General features: G+C 62.2%; 23 protein-coding genes and 1 pseudogene. 21 read left to right on the top strand and 3 right to left on the bottom strand.

Going from position 1 to position 15,979, the window contains the following annotated elements:
• The first annotated feature begins 21 nt into the window (after window positions 1-21).
• The 4 genes and pseudogenes from ABC969_RS06585 to ABC969_RS06570 all read left to right on the top strand — a co-directional run bounded on the left by ABC969_RS06585 (window position 22) and on the right by ABC969_RS06570 (window position 1,705).
• Entirely contained in the window at window positions 22-417 is a 396-nt protein-coding gene (locus ABC969_RS06585; RefSeq protein WP_345863889.1) for a hypothetical protein, read from the top strand.
• 119 nt (window positions 418-536) lie between these two features.
• Window positions 537-827, top strand: a pseudogene (locus ABC969_RS06580) (group III truncated hemoglobin); the annotation flags it as partial.
• A gap of 135 nt (window positions 828-962) precedes the next feature.
• On the top strand, window positions 963-1,412 hold the full coding sequence (locus ABC969_RS06575) for a globin domain-containing protein (protein ID WP_345864294.1): 450 nt from the start codon (window positions 963-965) through the stop codon (window positions 1,410-1,412).
• Window positions 1,409-1,705: a TehB family protein gene (locus ABC969_RS06570; protein ID WP_345863887.1), complete on the top strand. Its 297-nt coding sequence runs from the start codon at window positions 1,409-1,411 to the stop codon at window positions 1,703-1,705. Before ABC969_RS06575 ends, ABC969_RS06570 begins: the two co-directional genes overlap by 4 nt.
• Window positions 1,706-1,849: 144 nt before the next feature.
• Here ABC969_RS06570 and ABC969_RS06565 read toward each other — a convergent pair whose 3' ends face one another.
• The gene (locus ABC969_RS06565) at window positions 1,850-2,827 is read right to left on the bottom strand and encodes a L,D-transpeptidase (RefSeq protein ID WP_345863886.1); all 978 of its coding nucleotides are present in this window, start codon (window positions 2,825-2,827) and stop codon (window positions 1,850-1,852) included.
• 695 nt (window positions 2,828-3,522) lie between these two features.
• Here ABC969_RS06565 and ABC969_RS06560 point away from each other — a divergent pair.
• The 15 genes from ABC969_RS06560 (at window position 3,523) to ABC969_RS06490 (ending at window position 13,249) form a co-directional block, all read left to right on the top strand.
• On the top strand, window positions 3,523-3,777 hold the full coding sequence (locus ABC969_RS06560; protein WP_345863885.1) for a hypothetical protein: 255 nt from the start codon (window positions 3,523-3,525) through the stop codon (window positions 3,775-3,777).
• A 26-nt stretch (window positions 3,778-3,803) separates the two neighbouring features.
• Entirely contained in the window at window positions 3,804-5,291 is a 1,488-nt protein-coding gene (locus ABC969_RS06555) for a PAS domain-containing sensor histidine kinase (RefSeq protein ID WP_345863884.1), read from the top strand.
• Window positions 5,284-5,940, top strand: a complete 657-nt coding sequence (locus ABC969_RS06550; RefSeq protein WP_345863883.1) for a response regulator transcription factor — start codon at window positions 5,284-5,286, stop codon at window positions 5,938-5,940. The genes ABC969_RS06555 and ABC969_RS06550 overlap by 8 nt, the downstream gene beginning before the upstream one ends.
• Window positions 5,941-5,990: 50 nt before the next feature.
• Window positions 5,991-6,473, top strand: coding sequence for a recombinase zinc ribbon domain-containing protein (locus ABC969_RS06545; protein ID WP_345863882.1), 483 nt, complete (start codon window positions 5,991-5,993; stop codon window positions 6,471-6,473).
• A 42-nt stretch (window positions 6,474-6,515) separates the two neighbouring features.
• Window positions 6,516-6,725: a hypothetical protein gene (locus ABC969_RS06540; protein ID WP_345863881.1), complete on the top strand. Its 210-nt coding sequence runs from the start codon at window positions 6,516-6,518 to the stop codon at window positions 6,723-6,725.
• Between the two features lie 132 nt (window positions 6,726-6,857).
• Complete coding sequence (locus ABC969_RS06535; protein WP_345863880.1) at window positions 6,858-8,096, top strand: tyrosine-type recombinase/integrase; 1,239 nt, start codon at window positions 6,858-6,860, stop codon at window positions 8,094-8,096.
• Window positions 8,097-8,219: 123 nt separating this feature from the next.
• Complete coding sequence (locus ABC969_RS06530) at window positions 8,220-8,405, top strand: hypothetical protein (RefSeq protein ID WP_055934610.1); 186 nt, start codon at window positions 8,220-8,222, stop codon at window positions 8,403-8,405.
• A gap of 560 nt (window positions 8,406-8,965) precedes the next feature.
• Window positions 8,966-9,298: a hypothetical protein gene (locus ABC969_RS06525; RefSeq protein WP_345863874.1), complete on the top strand. Its 333-nt coding sequence runs from the start codon at window positions 8,966-8,968 to the stop codon at window positions 9,296-9,298.
• Between the two features lie 14 nt (window positions 9,299-9,312).
• Window positions 9,313-9,579 carry a hypothetical protein gene (locus ABC969_RS06520; RefSeq protein WP_345863873.1) on the top strand — a complete coding sequence of 89 codons (267 nt, stop codon included), beginning with the start codon at window positions 9,313-9,315 and terminating at the stop codon, window positions 9,577-9,579.
• Window positions 9,579-10,601: a DUF7146 domain-containing protein gene (locus ABC969_RS06515; RefSeq protein WP_345863870.1), complete on the top strand. Its 1,023-nt coding sequence runs from the start codon at window positions 9,579-9,581 to the stop codon at window positions 10,599-10,601. Before ABC969_RS06520 ends, ABC969_RS06515 begins: the two co-directional genes overlap by 1 nt.
• Window positions 10,598-12,079 carry an AAA family ATPase gene (locus ABC969_RS06510; protein ID WP_345863868.1) on the top strand — a complete coding sequence of 494 codons (1,482 nt, stop codon included), beginning with the start codon at window positions 10,598-10,600 and terminating at the stop codon, window positions 12,077-12,079. Before ABC969_RS06515 ends, ABC969_RS06510 begins: the two co-directional genes overlap by 4 nt.
• Window positions 12,076-12,501 carry a DUF5681 domain-containing protein gene (locus tag ABC969_RS06505; RefSeq protein ID WP_345863866.1) on the top strand — a complete coding sequence of 142 codons (426 nt, stop codon included), beginning with the start codon at window positions 12,076-12,078 and terminating at the stop codon, window positions 12,499-12,501. Before ABC969_RS06510 ends, ABC969_RS06505 begins: the two co-directional genes overlap by 4 nt.
• Window positions 12,501-12,752 carry a hypothetical protein gene (locus tag ABC969_RS06500; protein WP_345863865.1) on the top strand — a complete coding sequence of 84 codons (252 nt, stop codon included), beginning with the start codon at window positions 12,501-12,503 and terminating at the stop codon, window positions 12,750-12,752. Before ABC969_RS06505 ends, ABC969_RS06500 begins: the two co-directional genes overlap by 1 nt.
• The gene (locus ABC969_RS06495; RefSeq protein ID WP_345863863.1) at window positions 12,752-13,045 is read left to right on the top strand and encodes a hypothetical protein; all 294 of its coding nucleotides are present in this window, start codon (window positions 12,752-12,754) and stop codon (window positions 13,043-13,045) included. Before ABC969_RS06500 ends, ABC969_RS06495 begins: the two co-directional genes overlap by 1 nt.
• A 12-nt stretch (window positions 13,046-13,057) precedes the next feature.
• Window positions 13,058-13,249 (top strand): hypothetical protein, encoded by a 192-nt coding sequence (locus ABC969_RS06490; protein WP_345863861.1) that lies wholly within the window; start codon window positions 13,058-13,060, stop codon window positions 13,247-13,249.
• A gap of 44 nt (window positions 13,250-13,293) precedes the next feature.
• Here the strand turns inward: ABC969_RS06490 and ABC969_RS06485 are convergent, their stop codons facing one another.
• Entirely contained in the window at window positions 13,294-13,497 is a 204-nt protein-coding gene (locus tag ABC969_RS06485) for a hypothetical protein (protein WP_345863859.1), read from the bottom strand.
• A 349-nt stretch (window positions 13,498-13,846) separates the two neighbouring features.
• Here ABC969_RS06485 and ABC969_RS06480 point away from each other — a divergent pair, with 349 nt between their 5' ends.
• Window positions 13,847-14,599 carry a hypothetical protein gene (locus ABC969_RS06480; protein ID WP_345863858.1) on the top strand — a complete coding sequence of 251 codons (753 nt, stop codon included), beginning with the start codon at window positions 13,847-13,849 and terminating at the stop codon, window positions 14,597-14,599.
• Window positions 14,600-14,689: 90 nt separating this feature from the next.
• On the opposite strand, the gene ABC969_RS06475 is transcribed toward ABC969_RS06480, so the two are convergent.
• Window positions 14,690-15,052, bottom strand: coding sequence for an RcnB family protein (locus ABC969_RS06475; protein WP_345863856.1), 363 nt, complete (start codon window positions 15,050-15,052; stop codon window positions 14,690-14,692).
• Window positions 15,053-15,263: 211 nt separating this feature from the next.
• On the opposite strand from ABC969_RS06475, the gene ABC969_RS06470 reads away from it, so the two are divergent.
• The gene (locus tag ABC969_RS06470) at window positions 15,264-15,581 is read left to right on the top strand and encodes an excalibur calcium-binding domain-containing protein (RefSeq protein WP_345863854.1); all 318 of its coding nucleotides are present in this window, start codon (window positions 15,264-15,266) and stop codon (window positions 15,579-15,581) included.
• Window positions 15,582-15,979: the final 398 nt, after the last annotated feature.

The following is a 15,979-nucleotide window of genomic DNA, read 5'->3' as shown; positions in this document are numbered from 1 at the left end:
CGTCAGGGGCGTCGCTTACCGATGAGCCACGCCGAGATACCAGCAAGCTCGCAAGAGGATATCGCATTGTCAGAAACAGATGATCCGCCGAGCGCGGCCGAGCTCCGACGACGGGCTCTTTCCCGCTGGGATAACGAAGGCGGAGCAATTTCGAGCGCACGATCGCTACACGCGGACCTTACGCCGCTCTCGTCCACCGAACTGATCCAACTGCGCATCCGCGTCATTGCGCTTGAGAATATGCTCATCGCGGTTCTGGCCGAAGGTAGCGTCCGCCAGCACGACGTTGCCCGGGACATGGCCGCCTACATCGCACCGCGGCCAGGCTCCACTCATCATCCGCTGACGATCGAAGCCGGCAGACATATGACGGCGCTTGTGGATCGGGCGATGCACTATCGAACACTCGAAAGCTGACAAGCATCGCTTGTGCCGGGGTACGTTTTCTCGATCGCTGGCCAAGCTGGTGCGCCGCCATCGCGAGACTGCCGCGCACGGCGCCCCCCCACGCCGAGGCTCTCCCGAAGGAAGTGACGATGCATCCGCACGAACTAACCGAGCAAGATCTCGCGAACCTCATCCCGCGTTTTTATGAACGGGTGCGGACCGACGCGCAGCTGTCTCCGATCTTCACCGCCGCGATCTCGGACTGGCCGGGACATTTGGACAAGCTCATCGACTTCTGGTCGTCCGTGATGCTGGGAAGCGGGCGCTACAAAGGCCAGCCGGTTCCAGCCCATCTACGCCATGCGAATGTCATGACGACAGCAAATTTCGATCGCTGGCTGGCGCTCTGGCAAGAGGTTACCACCGAAACGCTGTCAGCCGCCAAGTCGAACGCGCTCCAGATCACTGCCGCACGGATCGCGCAGAGCCTTCGCCTCGCCGCCCAGTATCGTCCTGCGGGTGCCACGCCAGCGACTGCCCCCCCGCCTGATCAGGCCGACAACGGAAGACACGCTATGTCCCAACCCCTTTCGCCGCAAACAATGGCACTCGTGAAAGCGACCGCGCCGGCGCTGCAGCAGCACGGCGTCGCAATCACAACGCTCATGTATCAGCGCCTCTTCGTCGATCCCTCCATGAAGGCGTTGTTCGATATGGCCGAACAGGAATCCGGCACGCAGCCGCAGCGACTGGCCGCGGCAATCCTTGCATTCGCGCAGAACGTCGACAGGCTCGATGCGTTGAAGGGAGCGCTCGAGCGTATCTCGCGACGACATATCGCAACCCATATCCGGTCCGAACACTATCCCGCCGTCGCAGATGCTTTGCTGCCCGCGATCCGTGATGTCTTGGGCGATGCTGCAAGCGACGAGGTCCTAGCAGCGTGGGGAGAAGCATATTGGTTCCTTGCCGACATCCTGATCGCCCGCGAACAAGAACTCTATCGCGAAAGCGAACTGGCATGAACGCGGCGAGCCCACCGTTCCCGGGAGGGATGCAGCGCTACAAGCGCACGCCTTTGTTCAGCGAGGAAACGGTACCCGTCGGCTTGCGTCGCGATCATGCAACGAAGGATGGAACCTGGGGGCTGATCGAGGTGGAAAGCGGTCGCTTGCTCTATAGTATCACCGATCCCCGGCGCCTGCCGACAGAGAGGGTCCTGACCCCAGACGACCCGCCGGGCGTCATTGAGCCGACGATCCTTCATCACGTCACGCCTGTTGGGCCCGTATCGTTCTACGTATCATTCTGGCGATAGCCGTCTCGTTGATCTGCGCATGATCGTCCGGGGAAGTGTAACTGCTCGCTAGAAGGCCCGGCGGGGCTGCTCCCCCGATACCTCGACCGGGGACAGCGGGTATCGCTTCGCCGCCCGCTGGAGACCGGATATGACATACAGGTATCAGGGCTGTTCTGCCTCTATAATCGTCACCGCCGTGCCGGTCCCGGCGCTGAGCAGAGTCTCGCGCGTGATCAGCAATGTCGCACCTGGGGTAAGGACCGTGCCCAGCGCACGCCGAAAATCGTCGGGCAACCGACCTTTGGCACGATCCTCGACGCTCAGCTCACCGCTCCTGGTTTCGCCGGGAAGCGGCAAGCGCAGCCAATGCTCACCTTGTGCGTCGACCGACTGAAGCGTGAACGCTGCGGTGTGCTCGACTGGTCCGTCAAGCGTGATCGGGCTCGATCCGATCTCTATGCCGTTGCGCAGGACGACCACCCGCTTGTCACGACCGCTGACGACGATCGATACGGGGCCATTCGGTGATCGCGCCGGTTGCCACGCGAACGCGTCCGTCGGGGCGGGACTATTGCGGCCTGCCTTCAGCAGGGAGGGGGTAGCGACCACGACGGGAACGAGCGCATCCTGCGTGATGACCACGGTGATGCCCGTCTTGGTCAGGCCGAACAGCAGTTTCGCGAACGCCAGCGGCATGCGGATGCAACCGTGCGACGCCGGATAGCCGGGCAGGTTGCCGGCGTGCATCGCGATCCCGTCCCAGGTCAGCCGCTGCATGAACGGCATCGCCGCGTCTTTGTAGAGATTGGAGATGTGGTCCGCGTCCTTCTGCAGCACCGTGAACACGCCGGTCGGCGTCGCATGCGACTCCATGCCGGTCGACACCGTCGACACGCCGATCGCCACGCCGTTGCGATAGGCATAGGCCTTCTGCGTCTTCAGGCTGACGATGATCATGACGGGCCCGGCCGGCGCGATCTCCGGTGCCCAGAGATATTCGCCTGGCTTCAGCCGTTCAATTTGGCCATCGGCAGCGACGAGCGGCGGAGTCTGGGCCACCGCTCCTGTCGTAACCAGCGAAGCGGTCATCAGCGCAGGAAGCACCAGCTTCAGGAAGTTGCGCACACGAAATGTGGTCATAGCTTTCGGATTCCGGGTCGGAGCCATATCATGCGAGCCAGGCGGGCGGGCAGCGGAGGTCGACGGACCCTAACCTCCGGATCTGCACAATAGCATCATCGGAAACTACGCAGTTTCACATCTGGGGCGGACACGACCGATCAGACGGCCGCGCCGATCGCACGCCCGATCACAGCGGTGATCGGTAGGGCGACGACCGCGAGCAGCGGCATCGCTGCGCCCACTATGAAGCTGGCGCAATGCGTCGCGCGCTGACTGAGACATATTCTCCTGCGGCCATTTATAGCGCGCCGGCGACGAGCCCGGCGGTGCCAGCGATTGCGATGTAGATAGACCGGCTTCCTGCAGCAGCTACGCCTACGATCAGGCTGGCAGCCACCCGATGCGATCGGCGACATGGCTTTGCCGGTGCGGTCCGCCGTGCCATTTCGCCGAGCGATCCCGATAGCTAACTGCAGTAGCGACACGCCGGGAGCTGCAGTCGGGTCGATCTTAACGTACGTTGATGTTTCCGCAGGCATTCAGCGATAGAGCAACCCCTCCATCGCGTGGGGTTGCTTGCTGATAAAGGCTTGGGATCTAAGTATTTTCTTCAATATTCAATGCCAGTCCAAACTCCCTCCGGCATGCGAATCGCCCCAATAACGATCGAATTGCGCAACGAGCGAAACGTCCTCGATCGTTGAGGACTAACCATGATCAAGGCAATTCGCGCGTCCCTTTATGCAGTGAGGGGGATGAACCACAGGACATTTATCGGCGGCGGAGGGCTGATGCTGCTGATACTTGGACAAGGCAATATCTCTCCTCGCCGTTCGCCTGACATGGGCCATAACCCGCGACGAGGCGTTGGCGTGTGTTGGGTTATCGATGCAGTTGTCCCCATCCGTCGAAAGGTTGCCGTCTTGAACGATCAATCCATTCGTCACATGCCTGCTTCGCTCACGTGAGCGAAACAACGCGCCGGAATGCTGTCATGGCCGAGGAACTCGGTCTGTTGATCGACGGTGCCTCCGGCTACGCCATCTATATGATGGACCCGGAAGGCCGGGTCACGATCTGGAACCGCGGTGCCGAGCGCATGAAGGGCTGGACCGAGGCCGAGGTCATCGGCTGCAACTATTCGATGTTTTACACGCCTGAGGATGTCAATGCCGGCAAGCCGGCTGAAGATTTGGCGCGCGCGGCAGCGCAGGGGCGCATCGAGGAAGAAAGCTGGCGCCTGCGCAAGGACGGATCCGAATTCCTGGCCAGCGTCACTATCACAGCGCTGCGCGACGAGACGGGTGCGCTACGTGGCTTCGGCAAGGTCAATCGCGACATCACCGACCAGAAGGCATCCGGGGCGGCCATATTGCGCCGGGAGCAGCATTTGCGTTCGATCCTCGCCACGGTTCCTGACGCGATGGTCGTCATGGATGAACACGGCGTAATTGCGTCCTTTAGCCGGGCCGCCGAGCAGATGTTCGGCTACGAGGCGACTGAAGTGGTTGGTCAAGACGTCGGTATGCTGATGCCGCCGGCCGAGCGCGGCAAGCATGGCGAGCACCTGCGCACCTATCTCACGACCGGCATTCCGCATGTGATCGGCACCGTTCGTCCCGCCTCCGCGCAGCGAGCGAATGGCGAGATCTTTGCAATCGAGATAGCGGTCGGCGAAGCGTCGATTGCAGGCGAACGCATCTTCACCGGGTTCGTTCGCGATCTCACGAACCGTCATGAGACTGCCCGAAAGATGAAGGAGCTTCAGTCCGAGCTCGTCCATGTCTCGCGAGTCAGCGCGATGGGAACCATGGCATCGACCCTCGCGCATGAGATCAACCAGCCGCTGACGGCGATCGCCGCCTACCTCGAAACCACCCGTGCCATGATCGGCGACAGCGAAGACGAGATGCTCGTCGAAATCGCCGAGGCGCTGGAACTCGCTGCCGCCCAATCATTTCGGGCGGGGACGATCGTCCGGCGGCTGCGCGCTTTCGTTGACGGGAGCGATACTGGATTTCAGGTCGAGCGGCTCGATGCCTTGGTCGAGGAGGCCACGAGCCTGGGGCTGCTCGGCGCGCACGAAGCGGGGGTCAAGGTGACGATGACGATTGCAGCAGGCCTGGACCGGGTGCTTGTCGATCGGGTTCAGATCCAACAGGTCCTCGTCAACCTCATCCGCAATGCGATCCAGTCGATGGCCTGTTCATCCTGCAAGGAACTGACGATCGCCACCGCGCCCGATCGCGCGGGATGGGTGCGGGTCACCGTCGCCGATACCGGGATCGGCCTTGCCCCCGGCATCCGCGATCGATTGTTCGAGGCGTTCGCGACCACCAAGGAAGACGGGATGGGCCTCGGCCTGTCCATTTGCCGCACCATCGTCGAGGCGCATGGCGGTAAGATCTGGGCAGAAGCGGGTGCCACTTCGGGGACGGCATTTCACTTCTGCGTCCCTCTCGCAGGAGACCATGATGTCTGACACCTCACGCACCGTCCATATTGTCGATGATGATGAAGCGATCAGGCAATCGATCGGCTTCACGCTGCGCAAGGCAGGCTACGACGTTGAGACCTATGCCTCTGGTATCCAGTTTCTCAAACAGGCGTCGCGCAGCAGGCTAGGCTGTGTCTTGCTCGATGTTCGCATGCCCGAGATCGACGGACTCGAAGTCCAGGCGCGGCTTGCGGCGCAGGGGATTATGCTTCCGATCGTCATGTTGACCGGACATGGCGATGTGACCCTTGCCGTCCGCGCCATAAAAGCGGGAGCGATCGAGTTCCTGGAAAAGCCTTTCGAGCGAACCGCACTACTGGCCGCTATCGACGAAGCGTTGCGGCATGCTGGACGGGACGACCGCGCCCAACTCGCTGCGGCCGAAGCGACCGTACGCCTGGCCGCATTGACGGCGCGGGAGCGAGACGTGCTGGAGGGCATGGTGGTCGGCCAGCCCAACAAGCTGATCGCATACGAACTCGATATCGCGACACGCACTGTCGAGGTCCATCGCGCCAATTTGATGGAGAAATTGTCGGCGCGCAGTTTGTCCGACGTATTGCGGATCGCCTTTGCCGCCGGACTGGGTGAGGCGGAGACTACAAAACCCGTGCCGCCCTCGTTTACTACGTAAAGACGTGGCGCACACGACCTGCGATCCTTGGGGAACGCCAAGGATAGTTCATGACGAATGATATCGGGACGACTTCCGAGCGCGAGATCGGGGTCTCTCTCGTTGACGGAGAATCCACTGTCCGCCACACCCGACAGCTGATGCTACGGTCGGAAGGCTATGCGGTACGGTCCTATCCGACCTGCGCCGCCATACTCGCCGCCCCCCGCACCGCGCTCGGGCGGCGTCACCGCGACGCGCGCCTGGTACACCGGCCCAAGGGCGGGCGCTATGCCTATTACACCTGCAACGACAAGGTGAACCGCGGCGGCAAATGCAACTGCCCGAACATCCGGCGCGAGGTACTCGACGACATGGTCCTCTATGCCATCGAAGGCCGTCTTCTCGAGCGAGATCGATTGCGTGGGCTTCTGGCAGGCGTGTTTGACGTCTCTCACCAGCGAACGCAACAGCGCGAAGCGGAGTTAGCGCGCGCTCAGGCGGAGCGCACCAGACTCATCACCGCGATCAAAAACCTACTGATTCTCGTCTAACAAGGGGTCATGGGACCTCGCGATCCGGCGTTTGCCGAGCGTATGGCCGAGAACCGCGCGGCACTGGCGGGCGCCCTGCGCTCGGCCTATCTCAAGATGTTCATCAGCGAAGTGCGCGTATCTCAGGACGAGATCGTTATCGCGAGACCGGTATCGGCACTGGAGAACGGCGTTGCCGTGGAACTTCCCGTCAAAGAGGGCGCCGTGCCCATCTTTGACCGAAAGTGGTGCCCGGAAGAGGCATCTTATTAGCTGACCGCCGGTGTTCGCCGTTGATCGCCCAACCCACAGCGTTCCCGATTGATTCACGTTCGGCGTTTCGCCTTTGTTCGTTGACGTTCGCCGCTAGCCGCGTAGAAGTGTGGGAACGAACAGGGGAGCGGAATGGGCAAGCTGACCGCCATGACGGTGAAGAGTGCAAAGCCAGGGCGGCATGCCGATGGCGACGGCCTCTACCTGCTCGTAAAACCTACTGGCGCCAGGTCATGGCTCATCCGAGTGCAGGTGAATGGCATCCGCCGGGATGTCGGTCTTGGCGCGGTTGATACGTCGGCAAGGGCAACAGGAAAAGCAGAGCCGTCGCCGATCCCGATACCTATACTTCAGCGCAAATTGCTCACGTTGAGCGAGGCGCGGGAAAAGGCCGGTCTGCTCCGCGGCGCGGCGAAGGCCGGCCTTGATCCTGTCCTTGAGCGTGATCGTGGCCGGCGGACTGTGCCTAAGTTCCGAGACGCGGCCAAGGATGCGCATGAGGCGCTGAAGGAGGGGTGGACTGCCAAGGGCGCGAAGACCTTCATCAACTCGCTGACCAACCACGCCTTCCCGACCATGGGCGACACGCGCGTCAGCGACATCACGTCGGCCGACATCACCGCAGCGTTGGTGCCGATCTGGACCAGCAAGCCAGACATGGCACGTAAGGTGCGCCAGCGGATCGGCACTGTGCTGAACTTCGCCCACGGGAAAGGCTGGAGAACGACGGAAGCGCCAGGCAAATCGGTGACGGTTGGGTTGCCTCGCCAGCCCAAGGCAGGGAACTACGATGCGATGCCCTATGCGGACGTTCCAGCATTCGTGGCCGACATGCGGGCGAAGGCGGCCACCGCAGGACGCTCAATGCTGCTGTTCCAAATCTACACGGCGGCTCGCCCGGGGGAGACTCGCGGAGCCCGGTGGGGTCAGATCGATCTGGCCAAGCGCGAATGGAAGCGGCCCGCCGAGTTGATGAAGGGATCCGGCTCTCCGGCGCATACGGTCACCTTAAACGACGCTGCGATAGCGCTGCTAAACGAATTAAAAGGCGATCGAACGCCGAAGGCGACCGACCTGATATTCGCGGGCCAGCGCGGCGGAATGATGTCCGACATGACGTTGAACAAGGTGCTGCGAACCGCAGACCTGCCTCACGATGCACACGGTTTTCGCAGTTCGTTTCGTGATTGGGCGGCTGAGCAAATGGCTCATATACCGGATCCAGTGGCGGAGGCAGCTTTGGCGCACGTGGTGCCGGATAAGGTGGTTGCCGCCTACAAGCGAACGACGTTTCTGGAGATGCGGAGGACGCTATTGGATGCCTGGAGTTCTTTCCTGTCTGAGGCAGCACAGCTAGACGCGAGCTACTAACCGCAACGCCGCAATTGGGTGGCAAATCGAAACCCCAACTATACCCCAACCCAGCTTCTGAAATTATGTTGTAGCTGGTTCGTTGCCCGCCGGAGTTCACCGGCATTCTTTGGAGGCAACGACATGGACGAGCCCTTCTTCTCGATCACCCAAGCCCGGGCCGAACTTGGCAACATTGGCCGCACCCTCACTTATGACCTCGTCGCCCGCGGAGACCTTGAACTGGTCAAGCTCGGTCGCAAGAGCCTAATCACGGGGCGCTCGATCAACAGGCTCAAGAGCAAACTGCTCGAACAGATCGCAGCTTGATCAGCAATGTTCAGCACAGCGGGAAGCGTCGCCCTTAAGACGCGAAAGGGCCGGACCGCCACAGTCCGACCCTCCACGAATTTGCTCAGCAGCAGCAGCGAAGCAGATACCCTTAATCAGCTCAGGTTTCAACGGTTACGCGCTATCGGAATCATCGGTCATCGCGCTTGTTTAATCGCTGACTTGGCTTGGGGGATGTCGCATGGCTGACCCTCGCAAACTGACAGACATGTTTAGTCTGCCCCCTCACCTCGTTGCCCTTCAGATGTTGGTCGACCGGTGCCCGGATGCGGTTTCTCGGAAGTGGCTGATCGTGACAGCCGGGTCCTGCGAAGCGATTGACCGTCACGAAGGCTTCGTGATGGTCACCGCCAATATGCTGGAGACGGCATAATGGCGCGCATTTTCACAGCCGACGCTTGGCGTGCTGCGGAGCGCCGGCGGGCCGAACGCGAGCGCGCGATCGAGCGGTCATATTATGAGGGCAAGCCACTGGCGAGGCGCCCGTCGCTGGACGCTATCATGGCCACCGGATGCTGGCCCAATCAAGGAGGGGCGGCATGACGGCACGTTTATACTCGCCCACCGATTGGGCCCGCGCTCGTGCCCGGCGTGCGATCCGTGGCAAGGCGCCGCGTTTGGCCATCAGGCGTTCGATCCTGATGCGCCAGTCGAAGTCCGGGGCTTGGAGCGTCGGTATTTTCGAGTGGCGCTTCGGCAAATGGCAAAAGCCCCAATGGCTCTGCGGATCCGTCAGCTTTCAAGACGCGCGGGAAACGGTGAGCGATGCGTGGCAGCAATACCGCCTGCCAGTGGCCTGGGGATATGCTGCCGACGACCGCCTTCGGCCATTATTATTCGGCTTTAGCGAGCCGATCGGGGGTGCAGCGTGAGCCGGGTGCTGCCAATGCGGCTTCCGCATCGCGACGATCGCGGCACGGTTCACGTTTACGGCGACGCCCTCGATGGCTTCCACGTGTCGCACGAATCGGCCTCGGGCAATTCCTGGGGCGAGCAGCACGGGCCCTTCGCCCGCGGTGCCGATGCGATCACTGCCGCCTATGCGCTCAACCGCGACGTCTATCGTGGGGAATGCAACGTCGCCGTGAGCGACAGCGCCGTGCAAGACGGCTGCCCCGGCGTCGGCCTTCCCTCAGTGCCAGGAGATTTCTGATGCTGATGGATCCCTATGCCGCCTATGGCCGGACCAACGAAAGAAACCGCGTGACCGACCTGCCGCGCATCTGTGCCGACATCCGCAACCGCTTCCCGGTCTCGGGCGTCGCCGCACAGGCGGGCGTCAAGCTGCAGCGGGCCGGCCGCGAGTGGAAGGGCTGCTGCCCATTCCACCCGGACAAATCGCCCAGCTTCACGATCCATGCCGACGATCGCCGGTTCCAGTGCTTCGGGTGCGGTGCCGAGGGCGACGTGCTCGACTTCGTGCAACGCGCATACAACGTGAAGCTGCTGCCGGCGATCGAGATGCTGGACGGTGGCGCATTGCGCGAGCTCGAGCAGCAACGCGCGCCAGCGAAGCCCAAGACAGATATGCGGCCGATCGCCCAGCGCATCGTGCGCGACTCCGTGCCGATCAAGGGGACGCCGGCGGAGGTCTATCTGCGATGGCGCGGGATCACGATCGATCTGCCCCATACGCTTCGCTTCGCACATCTGCCGCCGCCCAAGATCGAGGGTAACGGCGTGCTCGCGGCGAATGGGTCCGGCTTGCTGCCGACGCTGGTGGCGATCGTCACCGATCCGTCCGGCGAGTTGGTCGGGCTGCAGCGCACCTATCTCACCCAGGACGGCCGGAAGGCAGCGACGACCGATCCCAAAGGCAAGGTAAAATACAGCCTCGGCAATGTCATCGGTGGAGCGATTCAGATTGGACCGCCGGCCGCTAGCATGATCGTTTGCGAAGGGCTCGAGGACGGGCTGACGCTCGCCCAAGGGCTTGGCCGCTCGGTATGGGTCGCGGCTGGCACGTCGATGCTGCCGCAGATGGTGTTCCCAGAATTGGTGCGCGCCGTGGTTATCGGCGCCGATGGGGATTCCAGCGGCAAGGTGGCGGCTGACAAGGCTGCCGCGGCGTTCACCGGTCGAGGTTTGGCCGTCCGCATTATGCTGCCCAAGCCACCGCACAAGGACTTCAACGCGGAACTGATGGCCGCCAATGATGGGGTAAACCGGTCATGACGGCGATCCCTCTTCACGACCGGTATGAGTATGCCGAGCCATACCTTGCCGCCAACGGGCCCGAGCCGATCAAGGTGTCGGCAACCCCCTATCAGTGGCGTAATCCCACGCAGATCAAGCCGCGCCAATGGGTGTATGGCCGTTCTATTCAGCGCGGGCACCTCAGGGCTGTCGTCGCGCAGGGCGGTGCAGGCAAAACCATCCTGAGTGTCGGCGAGGCGCTGTGCATGGCCACCGGTCGGGATTTCCTCGGCCACACCGTTCCGGGTGGACCGAAGCGCGTGTGGCTCTGGAACCTCGAAGATGACGGTGATGAGCTGGCGCGCATCGTCCAGGCGGCGTGCAAGCATTGGAATATCGTTGCCGCAGACTTTCAGGATCGCTTGTTCATCGACAGCGCGTTGGACGGTGCGCCTCTGAAGCTGGCGACGTCGACCGGCGCGGGCGGCTTGGTAATCAATCGTCCGTTGGTCGACGCGCTGACGGACGAGATGAAGGGGCGCGGCATCGATTACCTGCATGTGGATCCCTTCGTCTCGTCTCATTCGGCCAACGAGAGCGACAACATGGAAATTGATGCAATCGCCAAGGAATGGGCGATGGTCGCGAAGAATGCGGATGCCGGCGTTGGTTTGGCGCACCACATCAGCAAGGCGGGTGCGGGAGAGGCGACGGCGATGCATGCCCGCGGCGCGACCGCGCTGATCAACGCTTGCCGCTCGGTCCTGGTTCTCAACCGCATGTCGGACGAGGAAGCCAAGCGCTACGGTATCGAGGACGAGCGGCGCCGGCGGTATTTCCGCGTCTATGACGACAAGAACAATCGCGCGCCGCCGAGCGACATGTCCGACTGGTATCAGATGTGGTCGGTCAGCCTCGAAAACGGCGTGACAGACGACGGCGACAATATGGGCGTTGTCGTCCCTTGGTCGCCGCCAGACGCTTTTGAGGGTGTGACCGCCGACCACCTCTACCAGGTGCAAAAGGCGGTCGCTGCAGGCGAGTGGCGCGCGGACGTTCAAGCCAAGGCATGGGTGGGCAAGGCAGTGGCCCAGGTGATGAATCTCAGCCCGGAGTCGTCCGTGAAGGGGGACCGGGCGCGGATCAATTCACTCCTGCGCACGTGGATTGCGAACGGGGCGCTCGTCAAAGTCGAAGGCAAGGACAACAACCACAATGCGCGGACCTTTGTCGAGGTTGGCGAATGGGCAGTCCATGGCGTCGCCCCCACCTCCAGAGGTGAGGTGAGGACAGGTGATGGAAGTGAGGGCCTGCAGCGCCCCCACCCCACCTCCCCCCCTTTAGGGGGAGGGGTGGGGGAGACTGGTCCGGCGGCTAAGATTGAAGGTGGGGGAAATCGAGGTGGGGGCACTCCGGCGGCCTTCACCGCAGGCAACCCCGCGCTGGGTCGCACTATCGGCAGCGGCATTATTCTAGCGCCTGGCGAAAATGGTGATGAAGTGGATTTTGACGCATGACCAATGTGCGTAACGACGGCGAAATTACGCGCGGACGGCCGTTCCAGCCGGGCAACCCCGGCAAGCCGAAGGGTGCAAGAAGTCGCGCAACGCTGGCAGCGGAGGCGCTCTTAAATGGCGAAGGCGAGGCGCTCACGCGCAAGGCGATCGAGATGGCGCTTGAAGGCGACACGGTTGCGCTTCGTCTGTGCTTGGAACGCCTAGTGCCGCCCCGCAAAGACTCGCCAATCACGATCGACCTGCCGCCGATCACGACCGCCTCGGATGTCGTCGAAGCGTCAGCCACAGTGCTGAGCGCCGTCGGCGCCGGCGAGATCAGTCCGGACGAAGCAGGCCGCGTCATGGCCTTGCTGACTGCGCACAAGAACATCGTCGAGACCGGCGATCTGGAACGCCGCATCGCGGCTTTGGAGGTGAAGTGATGACCCGATCTCTCAACCGAATCCGCCGCCTCGAAGAGCGCGCAGGTGCTACGGACAAGCATCAGCAGCAGATAGCCGACGATGCCCAGACGTTCCTTGCGCGCATGACTACTCTGGCAGGCAATTTTGCGGACGGCGATCACGCCGTTGATGACGCGATTCGGGCGGAATGGTCTCCGGCGCAGAATGTCGCATGGGCGATCCGATTTGCGCCCAACCGGGTCAGCATAATCCTGCAGGAGCATGCGTGATGACCAAGGCTGCACTCGGTCGCCGTCTTGGCCTGCTGGAACAGACCGGCGCTGTCGTTCTGCCATTCGCGCTTCAGCGGTGGTTCGGTGAGCCGCTCTCAGATGATCAGCGAAGGCTGGCCGACATGGAGGACATGGCGACCGCCCGCTTCGTCGGCCCACCCGATCTTAGCCGCGTCGATACCAAGGCGTTGGCATGGCTTGTAGACCGGGGTGTGCGCCGAGCGGGCGGAACCGTCAGCGACCCCTCGCATCTCGTGGCCGGCCGGCTGCTCACCGACGGCGAAATCTGAAAGGACCGACCAATGACGATGACAAACATGATCAACCGGCTGGGAAAGTTAGAAGCCGGGTCACTCGATGGCGGCCCCAAAGTGAAGGTCGCCTTCATCCGGAACGACGAGCCTACTCCGACGCCTGACCTCGATCCCAGCCAGAAACTGATCGTGGTCCGCTTCGTCAGCGCGAGCCCGGAGGATGCATTAGGCGGCACCTAACGCACGCAGTGATCTGTTTCGATCGTCGACGCTGACGCGACCGCTTACATCTCGAGCTTGCTTTCAAGATCGTCGACCCGAGACTCCAGCGCATCAATCCGAGCGATCGCGTTGCGAGAATTAACGTCGGCAACGTCCAGGCGATCTGCATCGCTGGCATGAAACGTCTTGGGAATATCGCAGCTGCCGAGGGACAGTCCGGCGATCACGAGCAATTCATAAGGCAAGCGTTTCGGTATAATCTGCATTCTAGCGCCTCCTGTCTGACGCCACCAAGCAAATTGCTTTGGGTTGGTATCGGCCAGGCTTTAGGATCTGGCCGCGTATCATTCTTGTAAAGTCCCCCTAGCCTTGATAGATTAGGCAATCGGTAGCTGAACGCCTGCACCGGGGCACATCTCCTCTTTCGGAGGGTGCTTTGCCGTTGCCCAGCGAACTCGACACAACCTCGCCCCTCCTGACCGCCGCTCTTGCAAGCGGTCGGCGAGCTTTCCTGACTGAAATCAGCCTAGCGGCGAATGTGCCATACATCTCGGTTGAGAGGCGCCTGGAGGGATTGCCATCGGCATCCATGCCGCTGTTGCTCGGTGCAGCAGGATGGGCGATCATCGCGCGCGCCATCGGCATCAACTTTGCGCCGACGGTGCACTGATGGGCTTGTTCAGCGCCATCGCGGGCGTGTTCGCCGGCAACTCGCAGAAGAAGGCGGTCGACAAGGCGGCCGCTGCTCAGACCGCGGCCTTGAACCGCGGCATTGATATTCAGAACCAGCAGTATGAGACGACCCGGGCCGACTACATGCCCTACACGCAGGCCGGCACCCAAGCGATCGGCGGCTATGGCAATTTGCTCGGCACGAACGGTGCTGATGCGCAATCGACGGCGATCGATGGTCTGAAAGGATCGGCGTTTTACCAGCAGTCGCTGGACGACGCGAACGAGAACCTGCTGCAGACCGCCTCGGCAACCGGCGGCGTGCGCGGTGGCAACACCGCAGGGGCCGTCGGGCAACTCAGTCCTGCGCTGCTCGCGGCATATTATCAGCAAGCCCTCTCAGGATACGGCAACCTCGCCCAGCTTGGGTTGGGGGCCACGGGCTCGGTCGCTAACGCAGGGCTGGCCAATGCGAACGCAGCAACGGGGCTCACGACGGAAATCGGCGACACCGCCGCGAGGAAGTATATAACCAAGGGCGGCATCAATGCCGCGACCATCAACAATATAGGCGGCTTCCTCGACCAGGCGGCGTCGTCGTTCATGGGAGGGTTTGGCATGCCGAGCTCAGCGTTGGTCGCGGGCTTAAATCCTGCCGCCCAGCAAACGATCAAGGCGAACCCCGGCATCTTCTAAGCCCTGATCCGCGGTGTTGGTCGCCCACAACGAACGCAGAGGGCGGCGGACATCTTGGGTCCGCCGCCCCACAATCAATCTCGTAGCGCTTTACCGGATCAGGCCGGCGAAGATCTGCGAGATGATCCCGCCATTGCTCACCAGAACGACATTCCGGTCCGACTGGACGTAGCGGTAGCCGCGCGGGGGCGCCCGTAGGCCGCGATACTGGCGATAGTCGATCTGGCGGTAATTGCGTGCCTGGTGCTGGTCGAAACGCTGGCCCTTGCGCCAATCGTTACGATACTGCGGCATCTGCTGGCGGACGGCCGTCCGGTGCACGACATTGCCGTTGCGCTGCTGCACCACAGTGGTGTGGCGTTCCTGCTGGCGACCCTGCGCGCTGGCTACAGAAGCGGCCATCGGGCTGAGTGCGACCGAAGCGGCAAGCGCTGCAAGAATGAACTTCTTCATGATCGGTCTCCGAAATGTTCGGCGCCGTCGTTGGCGTCGAGAACATATCTAGGGGTGACCTGTCGCAGCCCTGTCCCGGAGCACACGCTAAATTGTCGCAAGGTGTCGCTGTGCCGAAAACCGCATCGCGATCTCCAACCTGACGCAGAGCAGGTGGTTGTCATCTGCCTCATTGAGAGCCAAGCTGCGGCCGCCTTGGGGGAGGTTTGGGGTGCTTCGAGTAATTCTGGCCATTGTCGCGCTTGGACTATCGACCGCCGCCGTAGCGCACGGCGGCGGACTGAATGCCCAAGGCTGCCACAACGATCGCAAGCGCGGCGGATTTCATTGCCACGGGAGGCCGGTGACTATCCCGTTATTGCCGGGCTCACCGGCTCGAAGCGAAGGGATTACCGCACGCGCGACCGGCGATGTTGTTTATCCCAACTGCTCAGCTGTGCGAGCGGCAGGTGTGGCCCCTATTCGTGCAGGCCAAAACGGCTATTCGCGCCGCCTCGATCGGGATGGTGATGGGGTGGCGTGCGAGTAGCAGGATGCGCGCCTGTGCAGCCGTGCCGCCGCAGCTATGCTGTCTCGAGCAAGACGATGTTGGTGCCGCTCGTCGGATCCGCTGCCGGCAAAGGGAAAAACCCGGCAGCGCCGTGATCGGCACCAACCGATGCAATATGTTTAAGGGCGGGTTAAGGTTCCCTAATCGAGGCTTGGGCAATCAAACGCGATCAGTCGCGCGAGATGCCGGCTGGCGCTAAAGCTCGCGGTTAGACGGGCGGGCAGATTTTCTTCGATTCAATGTTCCCTAAACGTTCCGCCTCGCGCTAAATGGGCTGCCTGAAAGGGCCAGCCTTATGTATGCGTTGCGACTCCACGAAATCCCATACGAACTGGTGCCGCGAGAGGTGCCGCTATTCCTCTGTCGCACCCCCGCCG

It is taken from the genome of Sphingomonas qilianensis (assembly GCF_039614825.1).
Lineage (GTDB): Bacteria > Pseudomonadota > Alphaproteobacteria > Sphingomonadales > Sphingomonadaceae > Sphingomonas > Sphingomonas qilianensis.
This window is presented reverse-complemented; position numbering and strand designations above follow the sequence as displayed.